Annotated in this window: 16 protein-coding genes and 2 pseudogenes; 16 read left to right on the top strand and 2 right to left on the bottom strand. The window is 56.5% G+C overall.

Annotation, left to right across the window (positions count from 1 at the left end; translation table 11 throughout):
* Positions 1-407: 407 nt before the first annotated feature.
* The 11 genes from ACRY_RS20120 to ACRY_RS18860 all read left to right on the top strand — a co-directional run bounded on the left by ACRY_RS20120 (position 408) and on the right by ACRY_RS18860 (position 11,815).
* Positions 408-863 (top strand): hypothetical protein, encoded by a 456-nt coding sequence (locus tag ACRY_RS20120; protein ID WP_011941287.1) that lies wholly within the window; start codon positions 408-410, stop codon positions 861-863.
* A 132-nt stretch (positions 864-995) separates the two neighbouring features.
* On the top strand, positions 996-2,273 hold the full coding sequence (flgE, locus tag ACRY_RS02985; protein WP_011941286.1) for a flagellar hook protein FlgE: 1,278 nt from the start codon (positions 996-998) through the stop codon (positions 2,271-2,273).
* A 42-nt stretch (positions 2,274-2,315) separates the two neighbouring features.
* On the top strand, positions 2,316-3,773 hold the full coding sequence (gene flgK, locus ACRY_RS18890) for a flagellar hook-associated protein FlgK (protein WP_011941285.1): 1,458 nt from the start codon (positions 2,316-2,318) through the stop codon (positions 3,771-3,773).
* Positions 3,770-4,831 (top strand): flagellin, encoded by a 1,062-nt coding sequence (locus tag ACRY_RS18885; protein WP_081432863.1) that lies wholly within the window; start codon positions 3,770-3,772, stop codon positions 4,829-4,831. Before flgK ends, ACRY_RS18885 begins: the two co-directional genes overlap by 4 nt.
* A gap of 95 nt (positions 4,832-4,926) precedes the next feature.
* A complete protein-coding gene (locus tag ACRY_RS02975) occupies positions 4,927-5,811 on the top strand; it encodes a flagellin (protein WP_011941284.1) in 885 nt (294 codons plus the stop codon).
* A 71-nt stretch (positions 5,812-5,882) separates the two neighbouring features.
* Positions 5,883-6,281, top strand: coding sequence for a flagellar biosynthesis repressor FlbT (locus tag ACRY_RS02970; RefSeq protein WP_007423973.1), 399 nt, complete (start codon positions 5,883-5,885; stop codon positions 6,279-6,281).
* A 15-nt stretch (positions 6,282-6,296) separates the two neighbouring features.
* A complete protein-coding gene (locus ACRY_RS18880) occupies positions 6,297-6,638 on the top strand; it encodes a flagellar biosynthesis regulator FlaF (protein ID WP_081432862.1) in 342 nt (113 codons plus the stop codon).
* A 16-nt stretch (positions 6,639-6,654) separates the two neighbouring features.
* On the top strand, positions 6,655-7,527 hold the full coding sequence (locus tag ACRY_RS18875) for a DUF1217 domain-containing protein (RefSeq protein ID WP_011941282.1): 873 nt from the start codon (positions 6,655-6,657) through the stop codon (positions 7,525-7,527).
* A 65-nt stretch (positions 7,528-7,592) separates the two neighbouring features.
* Positions 7,593-8,384, top strand: a complete 792-nt coding sequence (locus tag ACRY_RS18870) for a tetratricopeptide repeat protein (protein ID WP_011941281.1) — start codon at positions 7,593-7,595, stop codon at positions 8,382-8,384.
* Positions 8,377-10,578 carry a tetratricopeptide repeat protein gene (locus tag ACRY_RS18865; protein ID WP_011941280.1) on the top strand — a complete coding sequence of 734 codons (2,202 nt, stop codon included), beginning with the start codon at positions 8,377-8,379 and terminating at the stop codon, positions 10,576-10,578. Before ACRY_RS18870 ends, ACRY_RS18865 begins: the two co-directional genes overlap by 8 nt.
* 31 nt (positions 10,579-10,609) lie before the next feature.
* Positions 10,610-11,815, top strand: coding sequence for a pyridoxal phosphate-dependent aminotransferase (locus ACRY_RS18860; RefSeq protein ID WP_011941279.1), 1,206 nt, complete (start codon positions 10,610-10,612; stop codon positions 11,813-11,815).
* Between the two features lie 18 nt (positions 11,816-11,833).
* On the opposite strand, the gene ACRY_RS18855 is transcribed toward ACRY_RS18860, so the two are convergent.
* Positions 11,834-12,585 (bottom strand): IS5 family transposase gene (locus ACRY_RS18855; RefSeq protein WP_155856341.1). Its coding sequence is split into 2 segments (ribosomal slippage): positions 11,834-12,255 and positions 12,255-12,585, totalling 753 coding nucleotides; the frame shifts between segments, so codons are not numbered across the junction.
* Positions 12,586-13,181: 596 nt separating this feature from the next.
* On the opposite strand from ACRY_RS18855, the gene ACRY_RS02945 reads away from it, so the two are divergent.
* Positions 13,182-13,454, top strand: coding sequence for a hypothetical protein (locus ACRY_RS02945; RefSeq protein WP_155856340.1), 273 nt, complete (start codon positions 13,182-13,184; stop codon positions 13,452-13,454).
* Between the two features lie 73 nt (positions 13,455-13,527).
* Here the strand turns inward: ACRY_RS02945 and ACRY_RS02940 are convergent, their stop codons facing one another.
* The gene (locus ACRY_RS02940) at positions 13,528-13,950 is read right to left on the bottom strand and encodes an IS256 family transposase (RefSeq protein ID WP_011941277.1); all 423 of its coding nucleotides are present in this window, start codon (positions 13,948-13,950) and stop codon (positions 13,528-13,530) included.
* A 132-nt stretch (positions 13,951-14,082) separates the two neighbouring features.
* On the opposite strand from ACRY_RS02940, the pseudogene ACRY_RS20345 reads away from it, so the two are divergent.
* The 4 genes and pseudogenes from ACRY_RS20345 to ACRY_RS20480 all read left to right on the top strand — a co-directional run.
* Positions 14,083-15,071 (top strand): annotated as a pseudogene (locus tag ACRY_RS20345) (IS1380 family transposase); the annotation flags it as partial.
* Positions 15,064-15,429, top strand: coding sequence for a transposase (locus ACRY_RS20335; RefSeq protein ID WP_331271420.1), 366 nt, complete (start codon positions 15,064-15,066; stop codon positions 15,427-15,429). The pseudogene ACRY_RS20345 and the gene ACRY_RS20335, both read left to right, overlap by 8 nt.
* Positions 15,430-15,701: 272 nt before the next feature.
* A complete protein-coding gene (locus ACRY_RS02930) occupies positions 15,702-16,583 on the top strand; it encodes an IS5 family transposase (protein WP_011941274.1) in 882 nt (293 codons plus the stop codon).
* A pseudogene (locus ACRY_RS20480) lies at positions 16,472-17,026 on the top strand (hypothetical protein); the annotation flags it as partial. The gene ACRY_RS02930 and the pseudogene ACRY_RS20480, both read left to right, overlap by 112 nt.
* Positions 17,027-17,204: the final 178 nt, after the last annotated feature.

Raw genomic sequence — 17,204 nt, 5'->3', positions numbered from 1 at the left:
CGTCGGTAGCCGGTGTCACTTGCCTCGCCAAACCGGGCACCACGGGCGCATGAGAGTCAGACTGTGGAGCAATATCGGCGACCTGATGCGAAGACAATGCTTGGACGGCCAACGCGGCGGAGGCCTGAGCCGATAGGCCTGCCGATACGGGCGTTGGCTGCGAGGTCTGCACAGCCTGCGCCTGCTGCGCCTGGCCCGAAGAGGGCCCCGCGTTGGCCCGGGCAAGATCATGATGGCCGCTCTTATTCGGCGCCTTGCCGTGTTCCGTGGCGACTGGAGCCATGCCCTGCGCATTGGCATAAGCAGCGCCCGGCGGTGATGCCGTCCGATCGCGCATCAGGGCGGCGGATGACGTTCCATTGCCGTTGCCATGATGAGCATGTGGATCGGACGCAGATTTCGCGTCCGTGGCCGAGCTTGGTGACTGGGACGCATTTCCCGCCGCGTGCTGGGACGATGATGCCGATGCGCCGGCGAGAGCCGCGCTAAACGAGCCTGAAGCGGCCTTACCGGCACCGCAATCCGCACTCCCCTGCCCCGCGCTTATGGTGCGAGTACCTGAAACACTCGCGGGCCCGGACGAATCCGACGTCGGCACGGCGCTTGTCGACGCCGGCGCTGCAGTTCCGCATCCTGAAGTCGCGCCGGCGGCTGCGCTCGCAGTCGACGTAGCCGGCACGGCGGAAATGGCGGTTCCAATGCTCATGCCGCCCCACATGCAAGATATCGGCCAAACAAAAATACGCGACGAAAGGCGGCTGGCGCTGCATTCTCGGAGGCAAGCCGGCAAAATTTGCAGGGCTATATCCATGAAACCCGGCCGATTCTGCCGGGTAGGCAATTTCAACTATGGGACCGAATGACTGCAAAACTCAGTTCCCACACTTGGCACGCTTCGTGCAAGACGGTCAGCGAACGGATACAGCCCGTTGCGGCACAAGACATGTGCGATAGTGCCACGGGCAAGCCCCCAACCCTATGGAGCTGAGGACAGGATGTCGATTTTCGGTGCTTTGGATACTTCGGTCAGCGGCCTTCAGGCCCAGTCCAGCGCGTTCACCAATATCAGTGATAACATCGCGAACTCCCAGACCATCGGCTACAAGGGCGTCAATACTCACTTCACCAACTACCTTGTTCAGAGTACGGCCTCCAATAATGGACCCGATTCCGTTGTTGCCAATCCCGAATACACAAATACGGTTGAGGGGACGATAACGCAGTCGAGCAATCCACTCTCTCTGGCAATAAACGGCAATGGATACTTCAACGTCAGTCTCCCAGGCCCGACCACAACGACGGCCGGAAAGACAACGCAGACATTCGACGCTCAGCAATATTACACTCGCGCAGGCGATTTTACCCTGAATTCATCCGGATACCTTGTAAACGGCGCCGGCGCCTATCTTGACGGGTGGTCCGTCAACCCGACGACAGGCACCGTCAACACTTCGTCGCTCGCACCGATCCAGGTTTCGCAGGGGGCGTCTCCGCCGGTTCCGACCTCCAATGTTACACTTTCGGCCACGTTGCCAACCACACCGAGTTCGACCCCCGTCACCACTCAGGTTGATGTCTACGACTCGCTTGGCAACATGCAGCCACTCAACCTAAGCTGGTCTCCGGTCACTGGTTCGGCAAATACGTGGACACTGAACGTCTCCTCACCGAACGCGACACCCTCGACTGTGGGTTCCGCAACTATGGCTTTCAATACGAACGGAACGCTGAGTTCGATCACAGCGGGCACTGGGACAACGTCCCCTGCTGCCGGGCAACTACAGATCTCGCCGAGCTATAATGGCAGCGCGCAACCCATCACGCTGGATTTTGGAGCGCCCGGGAGCACCGCCGGCCTCACCCAATACGCCGGCACGAGTCTGAATCTCCAGGGCGTAAGCCAGAATGGCTCACCTTCCGGTGCATTCAGCAACCTGTCGATCGACACACAAGGCAATATCACCGCAAACTATACAAACGGCTTCTCCAAGCAGATCGCCCAGATTCCCCTCGCCTCCTTCGCGTCACCCGACGCGCTGCAAAACAAGAGCGGACAGATCGAGACGGCCACCCAAGCCTCCGGAGCCGCGACAATCAATGCAGTAGGTGGCAGCGGAGGCGCTCTGGTCACCGGCTCCGTCGAGAACTCAAACGTCGACATCGCCACACAGTTTACCGATCTAATCAACGCCCAACAGGCATATACGGCAAATACCAAGGTCGTCACCGCTGCACAGCAGATCCTCACGACCACTGTGAATATGGTTCAGTAACAATTTACCCTTCCGTAATTTTTTCACGGGATCATACAACGCATGAGTGTGGGCACGGGACTCGCGATCGCAAGCAGCGGCCTAAGTGCGATCGATCAGCAATTGGCCGTAGTTTCGCAAAACATTGCGAACGCGAATACGTCCGGCTATTCAGTTGAAACCGCAAATCTGTCCGCCGCGACAGCGGGCGGCCAAGGTTCCGGCGTGATCAGCGCCCCGGCGACCCGTCAGGTCAACACCAGCATACAGACACAGGTCAACAACTCGATCGCTCAGCAATCATATCAAGCCGTCATATCAACGACACTATCGGGCATTGATCAGGTAATGGGCACGCCAGGTCAAGGCAACGACCTGCCAAGCCTGCTCGCCAATGTCCAGTCTGGCTTCCAGACCTTGATGACCGACCCATCGAATGTCGTACAGCAGAACACGGTCGTAAGTGCAGCAAAGACACTGACGGGGCAGATCAACTCAATTGCCAGTACCTTGCAATCGGCTGGCCAATCTGCGGCAAGTACGATTACAGCGGATATCAAGAAACTGAATTCGACTCTCGGCACGATTGGGTCGCTGAATGCGCAGATCGTCAATCTTGCGCAGCAGAACAAAAGTACAGCCGACCTAGCAAATCAGCGTGACGCAGCCATCCAAACCATCGCATCGCTCACCGGCGCCAAAGCACTTACGCAGACGAACGGCTCCATAGCCCTGTTCACGGTGAACGGAATACAATTTCCACTTAATGGGTCATCACCGATCACGGCAACCACCACAACAAATAACACGTCGTATTCGATTGGCGGAACCCCAGTTACTTTTGGCGGCGAGTTGGGCGGCGCGCAGCAACTTATTAACGCCACACTCCCACAAATCCAAGCTGGACTAGATTCATTCTCACAGGCATTGTCGAGTCGGTTCGCTGGAGCAGGCCTCAGCTTGTTTACAGACCCTATTGGCAATGTGCCAACGGCCGCAACAAAAGGTCTTTCTGCGGTAATTACAGTAAATCCGGCAGTCATTTCAAATCCCGCCCTGGTCCGAGATGGTAATGTTACCGTCACGAACGCCTCCGGAACACCAATTCCACCGAATCCTGCCGGTGGCCCTGCTGGCTACACGGCATTGATCCAAAATGTACTGAACTCCGCGTTCGGCACAACCACAGTGGGAGGGAGCGCTCAACCTCCTGCAATCACTGCTTACACCGACGCAACCGGCACCGTGTCCCTTCCCTACTCCGGGTCTGGGTCGCTGTCGGCAATCGCGACCAACTTCACGGCAAATGAAGCCTCGATAAGCAGCGCTGCTCTGACCCAGGTTTCAAATGTCGGCAACTTGGTTACCGCACTCAAGGCTCAAGCCTCCTCAACCAGTGGCGTCAATATTGACCAACAGATGAGTCTTCTGGTCACACTACAAAACGCATACGCCGCAAACGCAAAGACAGTGACGATTGCACAGCAAATGTGGCAAGCCGTCCAAGCGATGGTCCAATGAGCACATCAATTGCCAGCCTATCCACTGGCAACTTCGGTCTGATCCAGCAACTGGCAGCAGATTCGAGCAAAACTAGTCAGAAACTGGCGCAACTAACCATACAATCGCAGACCGGATATGTCGCAACGACGTATGCTGGTCTCGAAACTGCTCAGCCCGGATCCGCCGGTCAAACGCTCATCTTGAACTCGTCAATCGCCACACTTAACAATACAATTTCGAACCTGAAGATTGCACAGGGCCAGATGGGCGTGCAACAGAATGCAATACAGACGATCAGCGATATTGCATCCAAAGCGTTAACGCAGTTCGAAGGTGTCAACTCCCTAAGTGGGAGCGCATTGAGTACGGCAGCAGCCACAGCGCGTAGCGCGGTCACGCAGATCGCTAGCCTTCTCAATAGTCAGGATGGAACTCGATACATCTTTTCCGGTCAGGACAGTACTGTTCCGCCTGTGCCGAATGCAACCAGTTTCACGAGTGCCGCGTTCTATGTCAGCATTCAGAGCGCTACCAACAGCCTTTCGGTCTCTGGAGTGTTCGCGGCGGCAAGTAACACTACGAACAGCCCATTCTCAAGCACTCTTGCTAGTAATCCCGGCGTCCCAAGTGTTCTGGGTGCCGGCGGAGTCCCGATTACAACCGGTATCGCCGCAAATGCCAACCAGTTTATCGGTCCTAGCGTGGGAATGAATACTACCGGATCTTATATGACGGATATTCTGGCCACTCTTTCGGCTATCGGCAGCCTGCAGCCTGGGCAACTTTCAAATTCGGGCTTCACAAATTTCGCCAATGCGATCTCAACCAGCCTCGGTAACGCAATCAATACAATGGCACAGGACGCCGGCGCTCTGGGAAACAACCAGGCACTGGTGAATACGCAAATCACAGATCTCCAGCAGACGTCAAACGCATTCACCAACCAGGTTGCTGGGTTCGATCAAGTCGATATGACCAAGACCCTTTCCCAGTTGTCCGCCACCCAAACGCAACTCCAGGCTTCGTATCAGCTTATCGCCGCGGTGAAGACAATGAGCCTTACCCAATATATCTGAGGCGGGCTTCATCTGGCGTTAACGACTTCGACGTAAAATACGTCTTCTCCGCAAAACGCGGACCACAGACTAAATTATAGCCAAGGATACAAAGCATGTCCGGCGTTGTTAGCTCGATCATCACCAACTCGGCCGCGATGGTCGGCGTTGAAACTCTCAACTCAATCAATACTTCTCTGAACAACGTTCAGAACCAGATCTCCACTGGCTACTCTGTCAGCAGCGCGGTTGACAATGGTGCTGCTTTCGCTGTCGCCCAGTCGGTTCGCACAAATATGGCGGGCCTCACTGCCGCGAACCAGCAGCTCGGCGATACCCAGGGACTTCTTGCAACCACTAACACGGCACTGACCAATATCTCCAATCTTATGCAGAGCATGGATGCGACACTGGTCAATCTGTCGAGCTCAACGATTTCTACAAGCCAGAAGTCCCAGTACGTTGCGCAGTTTTCGTCGCAACTTCAGAATTTACAATACTACATCAAAGGCGCGAGCTATAATGGTAAGGCGCTGATCGGTGCTTCGTCGGGCACCCTGGCCAGTTCGTCATCTTCGTTTACGAGCAAGGCCCTGCAAGTCTCTTCGGATGCCTCCGGCGGGCAGATTAAAATCGCAGCACAGAGCATGACCACTGTTTATCTTGCTCTAAGCAAAATTGGAACGTCGCTTGGCACGGCCTCCGCAGGTTCCACCACAATTACAAACTGGATGACTGCTGGTGGTACATTCAGTACCCAGGTTTCCAATGTCGGTTCGTATCTTAACACCTACGGTAACCTGACCAACCAGGTTGATGCGCAGATAACCTATAACCAGAACAAAATGGACGCGCTCAGCAATGGCCTCGGCGCGCTCGTTGATGCCAATATGGCGGCGGAGTCCGCAAAGTTGCAGTCGCTACAGATCCAGCAGCAGTTGGCAACATCTGCCCTCTCCATAGCGAACCAGCAGCCGTCGATCCTCACCAAGCTGATCTGATTCATCCGCCGTAACCCGGCCTGCTTCAATAGCAGGCCGGGCCTACTAGTCGCGTTACGAAGGATAAATATATGTCGGTTCTGGTGCTGGAGCTTCGCCAAGGCGATATCATGATACTGAACGGCGCACCGATCCGGTTCCGCACGAAGTCACGCATCGAGTTGACGGCGAAGGCACGCTTCATGTTCGGCAAACAAATACTGCGGCCAGACGAGGTCAACACGCCTGCGAAGCAGATCTATTTTGCTCTCCAGACGGCCTATATCGGAACGGACGAAGAACGCCAATCCGCGCTAGTCCGTGCCCGCGAACTGATAGAGCAGTTCAAGGAAGCGACAACTTCGGCGCTCGCCCGCGAGATCCTCGACCGAGCGCTGGAATGTGCAAAATCGGATGATTGTTATGAAGCCCTTAAGCTTTCGCGGCGAATTATGCGCCACGAAGCAGCCGTTCTGCAGTCATGTCAGTGATCAAAAGGATCGTAAATGTCTCATTCAGCAAAGGCCTTCAAGGCCTATGAATCCGCCAATCAACTGCGAGGTCAGCGTGAGCAGGATGCCGAAGTGTTCCGCACTGTGAGTTCTATGCTCCGTGCGGCCGACGATGATCTGAGTCGTACACGAGCACTGGCAACTGCCCGCAGGCTCTGGCAGACGATTCTCGCTACAAATCTCGATCCACTCAATCCGTTGCCGGCACCACTTCGGGCGCAGATCGTTTCTGTTGCGAATAACATTCTTCAGCAGACAAATGATCAAAGTCCCGATCTTGAAGTGATCGCGATAATCGGCGACAATTTTGCCGAAGGACTTAGCGGGCGAGCATAGATCTCGGAGACATTTGATGTCGTCTACTCTATCGCCAAATATTGCCACTCTCTTTACAAGCTCCGTAAATACAACTTCGTCAAGTATTGCGTCAATTCTAGAAGCGAGTTACGGCGGAGCGACGAGCGGAACTGTCACGAGTTCTCAAAATCCGATTATTGCGCTCCGAATCGCCCAGCAGAATGAAACAAAAGATATTCAGGCAGAAGCAAAATCGCCACAAGTACAGCGGGATATTGCCGCGTTCACAAAAGCTGTGAACAGCGCGAAGACTGCGAAGCAGCTTCTTCAAAATCCAACCGTTCTTAAAGTTCTTCTTACTGCTAACGGGCTAGGGTCTCAGGTCGGATTTCCAGCGTTGGCTCAAAAGGCGCTTCTGTCAAATCCGAGCGATCCAAACGGGCTTGCCAATCAATTGTCGTCCACTAATTCGCAGTGGCTTTCGACCGCCCAGATTTATCAATTTGCAACCAAAGGGTTATCTATAATACAAAAGCCATCAAGTATAAGTACCCTCACTAATGCATATGCTGAAGTTCTTTGGCGTCAGTCACTTGATAAACAGACTCCCGGGCTTTCAAACGCACTATATTTCATTCAGAACGCTCAAAAATTCACGAATGCCACTCAAATTCTCGGTGATTCTGTTATGCGCTCGGTCGTCACGACCGCATTGGGAGTTCCTCAACAAATCGCATTTCAGCCGCTGCTTGCGCAAGAGCAGGCCATCACCAGTCGACTTGATGTATCAAAATTTCAGAACAAGCAGTTTGTTCAATCGTTCGCGGATCGATTCCTTGCAGTCACACAAGCAAGCAACATGAACGCTTATGGCTCGAGTTCCAGTCTCGTTGGGCTAGCTGCACAAGCTAGATCTCTCATCGCATAAGCTATAGCAATCTCGCGCGCTGACCGGAGAATTGGTCCGCACCACCGTTCAAAAGGAACCTGACTATGTCCGATCTCCACTCGAATTCTCAATTGCAACCTGCCGTGCGGGGCGACAATTCAAGTGTAAATCGCGTGCTTTTTGCGCGCGTGCGGCAGTTAATCGATCAGGGGCAGGTCAACGCTGCCTCGCTCCTACTCCCTACCCTCGAGAAGCGCGGTGAGAATCCTGGGACGATCGTTGCGCTGTCAGCGGCAATCGAATTTGTCAAAGGCAGGCACGCTCGTGCAAAGGAAATAGTGTCGGACGGCTTAGCTGCATTTCCTGAGAATTCGATTATTCTTTGTTTTAGTGCCGAGATTAGCCTTGAGGAAAAGAATTGGGTTGAAGCGGCGAAGGCCGCTTCCGAGGCGGTCGTTGCAGACCCAAGGAATTCAACGGCTAAGTCGATATTAGGAAGAGCTCTCTTGGAGCTAGGGCATATCGACGACGCTGCGACCTGCTTGCGTGAGGTCCTTGACGAGATGCCTGCTAACTTCCTTGCGCTCGCCGGGCTATGCCGCTCTGCGCCGGCGGAGGCGGAGGACACCTTGCGCAATATATTGCGGGACGGTGATGAAGAGCATTCCGACCGTCCTCAAGATGACCTGAGGCTTCGCCATCTTCTTATCTCGGTACTGATTGAACGGGGAGCCTATACAGAGGCAACTGACCAAATCCGGCGACTTGTAGCCGAAGGTCGCGCTGATCTCGACACGAGTCTCCTAGCCGTCCAAGCAGCCGTAGGAACAGGAAATTGGGACGAGGCCACATTGCTGTTTAGCGACAATACGCGCAGTTTGCCACGCCATGCTTGATCAGGTTGCTAGCGCCCCAGCGTTACACGAAAATATGACGAACGCGGCCGACGTCATAGCGGCGGGGGTGGCTCTTGATGCCGGTAACACCCGCGAGTGCGCAAGGAAGCTTTTCCAGCAAGCGAGTGAGCTGGCTCCATCATGGGATGAGCCGTTGATTAGGCTCGCCCAGAGTTATCGTGCTGATGGTCATGTGGCTGAGGCCAAAGAGCTCTATATCCAAGCTAGCATACGTAATCGTTGGCGGATTGAACCTTTGCTTGCTTATGGAATATTGGCACTACAAAGCAACGACCCGCACGACGCAGTGGGATATCTTTCGCGAGCTACCGATCTTAATCCCACCAACCATCAGGCTTGGCATGGACTTGCGCTTGCGCTCGGTGCGCTCGGACTTCAGGGTGCCGCATTGCGCGCGATGGCCAACGCCGGAAATCTTGCACCTGATATACTTCATTATGCAATTACGTATAATGAACTACGCGACACGGTTGATCATGATCTGATTTTGCAGATCCGAGAGCCGAAGTGGACCACTGCCATTGAGCTCTGTCTTGAAGCCAATGCAGCTCTTAGGCGCGGTGGGGCTGAAGAGGCGATCGCTCTTTTAGAGACTGCGATCGACGTTGAGCCGGATGCGTCTGATATCCTAGCTTTGCTCGGCAATGCGTATTTGGCGAATCAGATGCCAGAAATGGCAGAATTACATCTGCGCAAAGCCCTTCTCCGTGCGCCCGAAAACATCGATATCGCCAATGATCTAGCTGTCGCACTTGGCCGACAGTATCGTTTTGGCGATGCTTCCGATATATTGAATAAATTAGATATTCCCGCAAACGCGAGCTCTACGATATTATTAAATCGCGCTACGATCAGAGCATCAGCTGGCGATCTCGCAGGAAGTGCAAGGGACATCAAAGCGGCAACCCCCAAAGCCAATGACCGGTCTCGGCTGCGAGCTGAATGTTCCTTAATTCCGTATCAAAGCAATGCGACCGCGGAGCTTCTTCTGGACTCGACCCGAAAACTCGCCGCGACATTGCCCGAAGACTGCGAACCACTGATGAAGCCCTCTGTTGTTGATCCTGATCGTCCACTTCGAATCGGCCTACTGTCTCATTCTCTGCGACAACATCCTGTAGGATGGCTCACATTTGCCGGTCTGGAAAATTTAGATCGAGATGCATACGAGCTCTATTGTTTTGGTCACTTCGCTGCAGGAGATCCATTTGCGCAGCGGCTTGCACGACGTGTGCACAAATGGCAAGACCGAATCACAAAATACGAGGCGGAGATTGCCTCAAATATTGCCGATTGTAATATCGATATTCTTATTGACTTGAGTGGCTTTGGTGACAATGGATTGATTGGAAGTTTGGCGTATCGCCCGGCGCCCGTCCAAATAAAATGGGTTGGCTCACAGGCGTCTACAACTGGCATGAAGCGTGTTGACTGGTTCATTACGGATCGATGGGAGACCCCGGAGGGGTTTGATCAATATTATACGGAACAGCTATTACGGTTGCCGGACGGCTATGTCTGCTATTCTCCTCCCCCAACGTCGCCGCCTGTCAGCAATTTGCCGGCTCTTGCAAACGGTCATGTCACCTTTGGCTGCTTCAATAATCTGACAAAACTGACCGATGAGACATTATCGCTCTGGGGACGGATCCTTGAACAGGTCGATAACGCCCACCTGCTCCTCCGCTGCCCGCAATTTTCTGAAGATGGAATTCCTGAGCGCTTCATCTCTCGAGCGCATGCTCTTGGAGTTGATACGAGTCGGGTCGAATTGCGCGGTCGAGCTCCGCATCCAGAATTCATCGAAGGCTATAAGGACGTTGATATCGCACTAGATCCATTCCCGTATTCAGGTGGGCTAACGACATGCGAATCGATGTTTATGGGGGTGCCTGTCATCACTTTGGCTGGTGATTTCTTCGCCGCACGTCATTCGGTGAGCCACCTTTCGAACGTGGGCCTGACGGATTGCGTTACAGAGAGTCCGGAACAGTATATCGATCGTGCCGTTGCCATGTCCTCGGATCTGGAAGCGCTAGCCGCACGTCGGGCTCGATTGCGCGAACAGATGCTCACGAGTCCCCTCTGTGACGCGAAGCGTTTTGGTCGTAATCTCGGTGCCGCGTTGCGCTATGCGTGGCAGGATTATTGTCGTAACGGCTGCCGGGCTTGATCAATCGCCGCAACTGTGGTGCTGACGCGGGATGATCCAATTTTCCGCCCGCGTCGGCCGAACAAGGCCGGCGGCTACTTTCGCTATGGCTGCCCGGGCTCGCGCTCTTCGTGCCGCTGGCCATGATGTGATTTCGCTATCGATCGGCGAGCCCGACCTTCCAACCCCACCGCATGTCGTTGATGCCGCACACCGTGCCGCACTCGGCGGGCAGACACGCTACCCCCCTATCGCTGGAACCGATGCGCTGCGCTGCGCCGCAGCACGGAAATTCGAACGCGATCAGGGTTTGCCGGCAACACCAGCTGACGTTCTTGTCACAAATGGCGGCAAGCAGGCGATATTTGACGCCGTGATGTCGGTCATCGATCCTGGCGATGAAGTGCTTATTCCCGCGCCTTGCTGGGCAGGCTACATCCAGGTGGTTGAATTCGCCGGTGGTATCCCGGTGTTCATCGATTGCCCCGCCGAAGCAGGATTCCGCGTGGATGCTGCCACCCTCGCGGCAGCTATCGGGCCAAGGACGAAGCTCCTTGTTCTCAACTATCCAAACAATCCGTCCGGCGCGATTGCCGATGCGGCAATGCTTATCGGCATCGCCGATGTGCTTCGTCGGCATCCTCATGTACTGACAATTTCGGATGATATTTACGAGCACCTCATTTTCGAAGGCGCGTACCTGACATTGGCGGCCGCTGCTCCAGATCTCGCTGGGCGCGTGCTGACTATGTCCGGCGTATCGAAATCCTATGCGATGACCGGCTGGCGCCTTGGCTTCTGTACCGGTCCGCGTGACTGGCTAGCGGCAATGACGCTGGTTCAGGGGACTGCCACTGCGGGTGTTTCGACCATTAGCCAGGCGGCTGCTGTTGCGGCGCTAGACGGCCCGCAGGATCTTCTCGAGGAACGACGTACGATTTATCGTCGACGCCGCGATCTTGTTCTAGGTGCGCTGGCCGGTGCGCCTGGCCTTACCTGTTCCCGCCCAGAGGGAGCTTTCTACGCCTTCCCGTCGATCACCAGTCTATTGGGTTGCCGGACCCCGAGCGGCCGAATACTTGGCAATGATGAGGATGTGGCGAATGCCTTACTAGATGAGGCTTTGGTCGCTACGGTTCCGGGCTCCGCGTTTGCAATGCCAGGTCATATCCGGCTTTCGACGGCTGCATCCGATGCCCTTCTGGAAGAGGCCTGCGAGCGCATTCTACGATTTTGCATAACGACATGTAACCATTAATTTAGGGTTTGTGGGGATTCATCGTGAGTTGATGACGGCTGCGGCGAGGTGGATCATTGGCTGGAAGCTCTGGTCTGTTTTGCAGGCGCGCAGGGCGATGCGTTTGAACTCCTTGAGCTTGCAGAAGAAATTCTCGATCAGATGACGCCATTTGTAGGTTTCGTGGTCGATTTTCAGCTTCAGTGCCCGGGCCGGGTGCTGGGAAATGACGATCCTGGCGCCTCTTTCGTTGAGTTCTGCGACCAGAGCGTTGCTGTCGAATGCCTTGTCTGCGATCAATCCACCGAATTCGACGTTGTCGATCAGTGGCGGGACCTCGATGCTGTCATAGCGATTGCCCGGCATGAGACGAAAGCGCACAAGGTTGCCCAAGGCATCCGTCAGCGCCAGAATTTTGGTTGTCATGCCACCTTTGGAACGGCCTATGGCCTGGCTTTGAGTCCCCCTTTTGCGCCCTGGCCGTGACGGTGGACCTTGACGATCGTGGCGTCGACCATGGCGTATTCCATGTCGGGTTCATCAGATACCGCGTCGAAAATCCGTTTGAAAACATCAGCGCGGCGCCAGTCGTTGAACCGGCGGTAGGCCGTGCTCCAGTTGCCAAACATCGAAGGCAGATCACGCCACGGACTGCCAGTACGGACAATCCAAAGCACCGCTTCCAGAAACAGCCGATTGTCCCGGCCGCTGCGGCCAGGGTCACTCGCCTTGCCAAGACAATGCGGTTCTATCCTCGCCCATTGGGCGTCCGTCAGTACAAATCGTTCCATTCACAGCGTGAATCACAGCCACCCCCAAATGGGAATCCTAAATCCCCACATGCCCTAGAGCGCTTTCGACCGTATTGAATTGATGGGGGGAATTCCCGCTGGCGTGGAATTCTGGGTCAGAATCCGTGCTGGTGAAGGAGGCTGGCATGGATGGGATACCCTCTCTCGATTGATTTGCGCGTGCGGATTCTGGCTGCTGATCGGCTCCTTCTGAGTGATCCGGGATCTATTTTAGAGCAGCTTCTGAGCCGAAAAATCGCGTGGGGATTCCCGTATCGGGTGAGAGGTGATTCACGATGTTTGCAGGCGAAGGAGGCTGGCATGCATAGGGTGAAGGTAATTTCGCTGGATTTGTGTACGCGTCGTAGCGGCGGTTGATGGCGGCATGTCGCACTGTCTGGCGGCTGAACGCCTCGGGGTTGGGATTGCGGCGGCGATACGCTGGGTGCAACTGAGCCGGGAGAGGGGTTCGCCGGCACCAATGAAGGTGGGCGGCGACCGCAGCTCGGAACGGATCGAGCGCCACGCGGGTGGTTGTCCTTGACCTGGTCGAGACGACGCCGGACTTGACACTTGTCGAGGTGCAGGAGCGGCTGATGACGGAACGTTCGGAGCGGTTTGGCATTTCGACGATCTGGCGGTTCTTCGGCGGACACCGGATCACGCTGAACAAAAAGATTGGCCATGCGGTGGAGCAGGACCGTCCGGACGTCCTGAAGCGGCGCCGTGAGTGGTTTGAGGACCAGGTCGATCTCGAACCCGAGCGGTTAATCTTCATCGATGAAGCCGGCGGTGTCAGGAATTCTCTGTATGGGTGGCGGTTGAACATCAGGCCGGCGGGGCCCTTACGAAGCGATTGCCGAAGATGACGGCGAACTGAACCTTTGCCATAGGCCATTCTCGAGGTGGCATCACCCACTCCTTTTTCGGATCGGTTCAGGATCAGATAGAGCAGCTTGGCCGCGGCCTCATCGCTGGGAAATGGCCGCGCGCGGGGATGGCCCGCCGCAGCTTGGAATTCAGGGCCTCTATGGCATTCGTTGCATAAATGATCCGACGGACCTCGCCGGGGAAGGAAAAGAACGGGATGACTTCCTGCCACACTCGGCGCCAGCTCTGGCCGATGTCAGGATATTTCTGCCCCCCATGAACCGGCGTCGAAGGCGGCGAGAGCGGCCTCGGCGGCTTGGGCATCAACGGCCCGGTCCGGTAGATGTCCTTGAGCGCGGTGGCGACCGCCTTGTGGTCCTTGTAGGACACGAAATCCATGGAATTCCGGAGCAGATGGACGATGCAGGTCTGCACGATCGTCTCGGGAAAGACGGCAGTGATCGCCTCCGGGCCCCCCTTCAGGCCATCGACCACAGCCAGCAGGATGTCCTCGACGCCGCGGTTCTTAGCCTGAATTATGCGTGAGGGTTGGCAGGCATAGCGTAAACCGTTGATTTGATCTAAGAATTTGGTGTCGAGACCAAATCTTCATCAGCATGGAACGTGATGCCCGCCACGGTTGAAACGACCCCATGCCTCCCCGGTCTGTCACCTGTCGCCGGCAAACCGGTGCTGGCCCGCTTCGACGGCGAGATGCTGTCCTCAGACGGCGGTCTGCTGGCATTACGCGAGGTCGAGAAGCGGCTGGGGATTGCCGCGCAGTTGGCAGCCTGCATCGATGATCCGCGCACGCCGGAGGGCGTCCAGCATGGGCTCGACGAGATCATTCGGTTTCGCATGTTGATGATCGCGGCCGGTTACGAGGATGGCAACGACGCCGACCGGTTGCGCAACGACCCGATGTTCAAACTCGCGATGGAGCGTCTGCCCGAGGCGGGCGATCTGTGCTCGCAAGCGACGGTTTCACGCACCGAGAATTTGCCCGGGCCTCGCGCGCTGCTGCGCATGGGCCTGGCGATGGTCGAGCATTATTGCGCGAGCTTCCGCACCATACCCAACCGGATTGTGCTGGATATCGACGATACCTTCGATGCCGCTCACGGCGCGCAGCAACTCTGCTTGTTCAACGCACACCACAACGAATACGGATCTCAACCGATTGTGGTGTTCGACGGCGACGGCCGGATGCTCGCCGCGGTGCTGCGTCCGGCGTGTCGGCCAAAAGGGGCCCAGATCGTCAAATGGTTGCGCCGGCTGATCGACGCCATCCGCGGCCATTGGCCACGTACCGCGATCATGCTGCGCGGTGATTCGCACTTCTGCACGCCGGCAGTTCTGCGGTTCTGTCGAGCGCGTCGCCTCGATTACATCTTCGGCGTCGCACGACCACGACGCTGCGCAAACACGTCATCGCGCTGGAGGCCAGCACCACGGCGCGCGCGCAACAGGCTCCGGGAGAGAAAATCCGGCGGTTCAAAGAGTTCAATGATGGCGCAGCAAGCTGGGACCGCGTCGAGCGGATCATCGCCCGCGTCGAGGCCTGGCCGCTGGGGGGCGATACCCGCTTCATCGTCACCAGCCTGAAGGCTGGTTCCCCGCGCACCCTGTATCAAGAGATCTACTGCGCGCGCGGCCAGGCCGAGAACCATATCAAAGGCGTGGAAGACCCATCTTGCGGCCGACCGGACCTCGTGCTCGCGGGCCAGCGCCAACCAGATGCGCCTGTTTCTGCATATCGGCGCCTACTGGCTGATGTGGAGTTTGCGCTCCCTGATGCCGCGTCGGTCGCGCTGGCGTGGTATCCAGTTCGATACCCTGCGCCTGCGCCTGATCAAACTCGCCGTCCGCCTCGAAACCCTGAAACGCTCGATCCGCCTGCATCTGCCGCGCTCAATGCCGGACCAGGGAATCCTCGGCTATGCCCCGGCCAGACTGCCCAGGCTGGTCAGCTGATCCCAGGGGCGTTTGCCCCGTCCGGCCCCGATCTCTGCCACATCCAACGCCAACACATCGTAGAGCCCACCAAAAACAGCTAGGTTCGGCCGGTAAGCCATCACGCCCGCACGATGTCAGGTTGCACAACCCGCCTGAGAAAAATCAGAGGAAATGCGCTCGCGAATAATCCCGCTAAGTTGAGTGCCTATAAGAGCCGGACCGCAAAAGATAAGTTGAGCGATTTCAGCGGGTTGTGTTTCAGTTCGTTTGCGAAGACGAGCGGAGACACGATGGCCTGGACTGATATCGCCCGGCAACGATATTGCCGGGCCGGATTGCGCTACGCAAGCGCCCTCACCAACGCCGAATGGGCCTTGATCGAACCATTCATGCCCTTGCCGCCGCATCGAGGCCGGCCCCGAACGGTGGCGCTGCGAAGGATTGTGGAGGCCATTTTCTACATGCTGGCGACCGGCTGCCAGTGGCGGAGGCGGCTCAAGGTTCCGCCTGCGGAGCAGGTGGAATGCCGCCGGAGGTGGCAGATCCCGAAGGAATTCGCACCGTTCACCACCGTACTGGGGTATTTTTACCGCTTCTGTCGCGATGGCACGCTCGATCGCATCAATCACGTCCTGGTCATGCAAGCGCGGGAAATGGCCAGACGCCAGGCTTCGCCCACAGCCGGTGTGATCGACAGCCAGTCGGTCAAGACCACCGAAGCCGGCGGGCCGCGCGGGTTCGATGCCGGAAAGAAGATCAAGGGGCGCAAGCGCCACATCATCACGGATACAATCGGCCACCACGTCGGTGCCGTCGTTCACCATGCCGGCATACAGGACCGGGATGGGGCGCCCGATGTGCTCAGATCCGTCAAATCCCTATATCCCTGGTTGCGGCATGTGTTTGCCGATGGCGGCTATGCCGGTCCCAAACTCAAGGGACGCCTCACCAAAATCGGCAAATGGACCATACAGATCGTCAAGCGCTCGGACGCCGCCAGCGGGTTCGTGCTCCTGCCGCGACGCTGGGTGATAGAGAGAACCTTCGCCTGGCTCAGCAGATGTCGGCGCCTTGCAAAGGATTTCGAAGCCACCGTTACCAGCGCCACCGCATGGCTCTTCCTCGTTGTCTGGCAACACGGCTACAATACCGGAGGCCGTACTCGAAACTAGGCGGAAAGGCCCCCGCCGAGATCATCGGCCAACGTATTTGGATGCATGTCCCCAGACGCGTTGCATTCACCTCAAACAACCATCATGAAGGAACAAGACTCTACCTTTGGTCGGCAACAATCGGGGGAGCAGGTCGTCTTGGCCATTGTCACGGTTCGGTTAACGCAGCACTGGCGAAGCTGGGCGGATTGAGGTCTTATCCGACCATGAATCATCATGTAGCCGCTCTTGTGGCCCGATTGCATGAGCAACCCTCCCATACCGGATCGCTTATCGTAACGCTGTTCGGGGATGCTCTGCTACCACGCGGCAGCGCCATTGCTCTCGCTACCATACTCGACCTGTTCGAGTCCCTTGGCATTGGCCCGGGTGTAATACGTACCGCTATCTCGAGGCTTGCCGCTGATGGCTGGCTGGTGGCGAGCCGCCGTGGCCGTTCGAGTTACTACCGGATCGGCCCGTCACGCCGCGGTGAGTTCATCCGCGCCGCGCGACATATCTACGGTCGGCCTCGTGGCACAGCAGCTCGGAGCCTGATCATCGCCCTCCCCGAGCCAGGACCGGGCCGGGAACCTGCACGCGAGCGGTTCAACCGACTCGGCTTTGCCTCATGGCAAGGCA

The organism is Acidiphilium cryptum JF-5 (assembly GCF_000016725.1).
GTDB classification, from domain to species: Bacteria; Pseudomonadota; Alphaproteobacteria; order Acetobacterales; family Acetobacteraceae; genus Acidiphilium; species Acidiphilium multivorum.
Note: the sequence above shows the minus strand (reverse complement) of the source record. Positions and strands in the feature narration are given on the sequence as shown.